Source organism: Streptomyces pathocidini (genome assembly GCF_001418495.1).
GTDB classification, from domain to species: domain Bacteria; phylum Actinomycetota; class Actinomycetes; order Streptomycetales; family Streptomycetaceae; genus Streptomyces; species Streptomyces pathocidini.
The window spans coordinates 1-4615 of sequence record NZ_LIQY01000705.1 but is presented as its reverse complement, the minus strand read 5'-3'; the positions used below and the strand labels follow the sequence as shown (position 1 = coordinate 4615).

The 4615-nt window shown below is 72.5% G+C and carries 4 protein-coding genes; 2 read left to right on the top strand and 2 right to left on the bottom strand.

Going from position 1 to position 4615, the window contains the following annotated elements; genetic code table 11:
• Both AOK16_RS24665 and AOK16_RS24660 read left to right on the top strand, forming a co-directional pair.
• The coding region (locus AOK16_RS24665; RefSeq protein ID WP_205627778.1) for an SAM-dependent methyltransferase at window positions 1–513 on the top strand (513 nt) is incomplete at its 5' end.
• Entirely contained in the window at window positions 510–2690 is a 2181-nt protein-coding gene (locus AOK16_RS24660; RefSeq protein ID WP_055474303.1) for a putative bifunctional diguanylate cyclase/phosphodiesterase, read from the top strand. The genes AOK16_RS24665 and AOK16_RS24660, both read left to right, overlap by 4 nt.
• 74 nt (window positions 2691–2764) lie before the next feature.
• Here the strand turns inward: AOK16_RS24660 and AOK16_RS24655 are convergent, their stop codons facing one another.
• Entirely contained in the window at window positions 2765–3793 is a 1029-nt protein-coding gene (locus tag AOK16_RS24655; protein WP_055474302.1) for a rod shape-determining protein, read from the bottom strand.
• A 237-nt stretch (window positions 3794–4030) separates the two neighbouring features.
• Window positions 4031–4252, bottom strand: coding sequence for a dodecin (locus AOK16_RS24650; RefSeq protein WP_055474301.1), 222 nt, complete (start codon window positions 4250–4252; stop codon window positions 4031–4033).
• Window positions 4253–4615 lie beyond the last annotated feature (363 nt).

Below are 4615 nucleotides of genomic sequence, written 5' to 3'. Positions count from 1 at the left end.
GTCGTCTACGTCGACAACGACCCGGTGGCCGTCGCGCACAGCCGGGCCGTGCTGGAGGGTAACGAGGACGCCTCCATCGCGTCCGCCGACCTGCGCGACCCCAAGGAGATCCTGGCCAGCCCCGAGGTCTCCCGGCTGCTCGACCTGAACGAGCCCGTGGCGCTGCTGCTCGTCGCCGTACTGCACTTCATACCCGACGAGGACGACCCGTGGTCCGCCGTCGCCGAGCTCCGCGACGCGCTCGCCCCCGGCAGCCTGCTGGTGCTCACCCACGCGCCGACCGAGTCCGGCGCCATGTCCACCGAGCAGGGCGGGCGCGTCCAGGGCGTCTACCAGCAGGCGAGCTCCCGGCTGAACCTGCGCTCCCACGAGCAGGTCGAGCGGTTCTTCGACGGCTTCGAACTGGTCGAGCCCGGCGTGGTGTTCATGCCCGAGTGGCGCCCGGACCTGCCGGTCGAGCAGGAGGACCCGGCGGCCTTCACCGGCTTCGCAGGCGTGGGACGCAAGGCGTGAGCAAAGGGCCCGATGCGTCCGGGCGCCCGGCCCCGGAGAGAGACGGCCCGCACGACAGGCCGGAGGAAGGACCACGCGGCTTCGCGCGGATCTGGGGCCGGGCCATCTATCCGGCCACCGCCACTTCCCTGACGTGCGCGGAGTTCGAGGAGTACCTGGTCCCGTCCGCCCGCACGCTCAGCGACACGCTGCGGGCCCGCCCCTTCGACCCGACCCCGGCGCTGGCCGTCGGCGGCGCGCTGGTCGCCGCCCACTGCACCGACCCCGGCGCGCTGCCCCGCTCCCTCGGCGTCGTCGACTCCTACCTGGTGCGCTACTGCGCCCCCGGCGCCGAGTTGACGGCCGAGGAGGGCCGGGCGCGCTGCTCCCGGATCCAGCACGCGGTCGCCGCCGGGTTCGCCCAGGCCCTGCGCGAGCGGACGCTGACCGAGCAGGAGGCCGTCTCGCGCGCCGCGCTGCGCGCCCAGGGCGAGGCGGAGAAGGCGCGGCACGCCAGCGAGCGGCTGTTCCGCGCCGTCTTCCAGGGCGCCGCCATCGGCATCGGTATCGCCGACATGGACGGCAACGTCGTCGAGGTGAACGAGGCGCTGGCGCGGATGCTCGGCGGCGGCGAGCACTACGTCACCAGCAAGAAGGTCCACGAGTGGGCGCACCCGGAGGACGCCCCGGGCGTATGGGACCTCCAGGGCGAGCTGGAGCGCGGTGAGCGTGACCACTACCGCGTCGAGAAGCCGTACTACCGCACCGACGGCACCGTCGTGTGGACCGACCTGACGGTCTCCCTGCTCCGGGACGCGGCCGGCCGGCCCCAGTACATGCTCGCACTGCTGGAGGACATCACCGAACGGCGGCTGCTGCACGAGCAGTTGCGGTACGAGGCCACCCACGACGCCTTGACCGGCCTGCCCAACCGGACCCTCTTCTTCGAGCGTCTCGAAGCCGCCCTCGCCGAGCGCGACGGCGCGAGCCGCTTCGGCCTGTGCTACCTCGACCTCGACGGCTTCAAGGCGGTCAACGACAGCCTCGGCCACGCCGTGGGCGACCAGATGCTGGTCGCCGTGGCCGACCGGCTGCAGACCTGTCTGACCTCGCCCGACCAGCTCATAGCCCGGATCGGCGGCGACGAGTTCGTGGCCCTGATCGTGGACCCGGAGTCGCAGGCGGACGTGACCGCCCTCGCGAACCGGATCCTGTCCCGCCTCGCCGAACCGGTCCGGCTCGCCGGCCGCGCCCTGCCCGTCCGGGGCAGCATCGGCATCGTCGACGGGCCGGTGGGGGAACTCGGCCCGGCGGAGGTGCTGCGCAGCGCGGACATCACGATGTACCGCGCCAAGGCGGCGGGCGGCAACCGCTACGAGCACGCCGACCCCGAGGCCGACGTGCTGGCCATCACCCGGCACGGCCTGACCAACAGCCTGCCCACCGCCCTGGAGCGCGGCGAGTTCTTCATCGAGTACCAGCCGCTCGTACGGCTCAGCGACGGCACGGTGCACGGCGCAGAGGCCCTCGTGCGCTGGTGCCACCCGCTGCGCGGGGTCCTCGGCCCCGACCAGTTCATACCGCTCGCCGAGAACACCGGCCTCATCGTGCCGCTCGGCCGCTGGGTGCTGGGAGAGGCCGTACGCCAGGCCCGCGCCTGGCAGTTCGCCGACGGCGAGGGCCCGCTGCGGGTCAACGTCAACCTCTCGCCGTTCCAGCTGCGCTACCCCGACCTCGTACGCGACACGGCCGAGGTGCTGAAGGAGGCCGGGCTCGAACCGACCGCGCTGTGCCTGGAGGTGACCGAGAGCGCGCTGATCGGCGCCGACGAGACGCTGCTGCGCCCGCTGCGCCAACTCGCCGACCTGGGCGTCGACATCGCCCTGGACGACTTCGGCACCGGCTACTCCAACCTCTCCAACCTGCGCCGGATGCCGCTGAGCGCCCTGAAGCTGGACCGCTCGTTCACCCGGGGCATGCAGCAGGACCCGGCCGACCCGGTCGACCTGAAGATCGTGGAGGGGGTCGTGGCGCTCGCCCACACCCTGGACCTGGCGGTCACCGTGGAGGGCGTGGAGACCGGCGCCCAGGCCGAGCACCTCCGGGTGCTGGGCTGCGACACCGCCCAGGGCTGGTACTACGCCCGCCCGGGCCCGCCGGACCGGCTGCACGCCCTGTCCCTGGTGGACGCCTCGTAACGCCGGGCCGGAAGGCCGACCTCACGGCACAGCTGATCTCATGGAACGTCAGAAAACTGAATTCGCGGGGGAGTTCATCCCGCCAGCGGATCCAGGTGCATCGGCTGTACCTTGCCCTCCATCATCGCGCCCAGACCCCGTACGGCCGCGGTGTCGGGCCGCTCGGCGGTGCGCGCGGGCATGCCCGTCGCCTGGCTGAGCATCGTGTCGAGTCCCGGCAGCAGTGCGCTGCCGCCGGCCAGCATGATGCCCCGGTCCGACAGATCGGCCACCAGGTCCGGCGGGCAGCGTCGCAGCACCCCGCGGATGCCGTCGAGCACCCCGGTCAGCGGGGTGCTGATCGCCCGCCGCACGCCCGCGGTCTCCACGACCACCGACCGGGCGAGACCGGTCGTGACATCCCTGCCGTGCACCTCGGCGCGCTCGGTCGAGTCGTCCGCCGCGTGCAGCACCAGGTGCAGCGGCCGGACGGCCGGGTTCGGCAGCATCAACTCGTGCTCGGTGCGGAGGTGTTCGACCACCGCGTGGTCGATGGAGTTGCCACCGACCTGGATCGTCTCCGCCGCCACGATCGACCCCAGCGAGAGCACCGCGACCTGCGTGGTGGCCGCCCCGCACACCACCATCATCGTCGCCTCCGGGTGCTCCACCGGCAGCCCGCAGCCGACCGCCGCACAGATCAGCGTGTCCGCCAGCTCGACCCGCCGGGCGCCCAGCGCGCTCAGCGTCTCCACCGCGGCGCGCTGGGTCAGCGGCTCGCTGTCGTGCGGGGTGCAGGCGGCGATCCGCAGCGTGGGCCGGCGCCGCCACGCCTTGCGGAGCTTGTTGCCGATGAGCTGGCGGAGCATCCGCTGCGCCATGTCGATGTCGACGACGGTGCCGCCCGAGACCGGCCGGACCACCCGGATGTGCTCGGGGGTGCGGCCCGTCATCCGCTCGGCCAGTTCGCCCACCGCGAGCAGCGCCCCGGTGCGCGTGTTCACCGCGGCGACGCTGGGCTCGTCGACGATCAGACCGGTGCCCTTGAGATACACCCTGGTCCTGCAGGCGCCCAGATCCACGGCGACCGAGCAACGGCGCAACTGCTCAAGGCTTACGGGCACGGGAGTCCTCCCCTGGGGGGCGTGGCGAAGGGAAAGGGCGTACGCGCCGCCCTTTTGCCAGCTTGCCCGCTTTCCTCTTTATATGCCCGCAACTGTCGGCTGCCCGAGGGAAGGAACAGCCCGATCGGACGCACCCGGCAACCGCCGGGGGCCCGAAGGCCGATGGGCCGAGCCCGGCTCGCGGGGCCGTACGGGTGAGCTCCGGTGGAGGGTGTGCCACCCCCGGTGGAGGGCGGGTCAGCCCTCCGCGTCCTCCAGCCGGAAGCCGACCTTCAGGCCGACCTGGAAGTGCTCGACCTGTCCGTCGTCCGCGAAGCTGCCCCGCACCTGCGTGACCTCGAACCAGTCGAGATGGCGCAGGGTCCGCGTCGCGCGGTCCAGGCCGTTGCGGATCGCGGCGTCCACCCCCTCGTGCGACGAACCGACGATCTCGGTCACCCGGTAGGTGTGCTCGGTCATGGCGGCCTCCCTGACGTCCCTGGTGAGCGCTCTGCGCGGGGACGGACGGTCCCGTTCGTTCTCTCGATCCACTCTCCTGCAGAGCCCAGCATTCAGCCACCGCACACCCGCCCTCCCCGAAACGGCTACGTCGAGGCCAGCCGGCGGGGCCAAGAAGGACACATGACGACTTCACCGCCGCTCGCCCCCGCCCCGCCGGCTGGCCTCGACGTAGCCGTTTCGGGGAGGGCGGGTGTGCGGTGGCTGAATGCTGGGCTCTGCAGGAGAGTGGATCGAGAGAACGAACGGGACCGTCCGTCCCCGCGCAGAGCGCTCACCAGGGACGTCAGGGAGGCCGCCATGACCGAGCACACCTACCGGGTG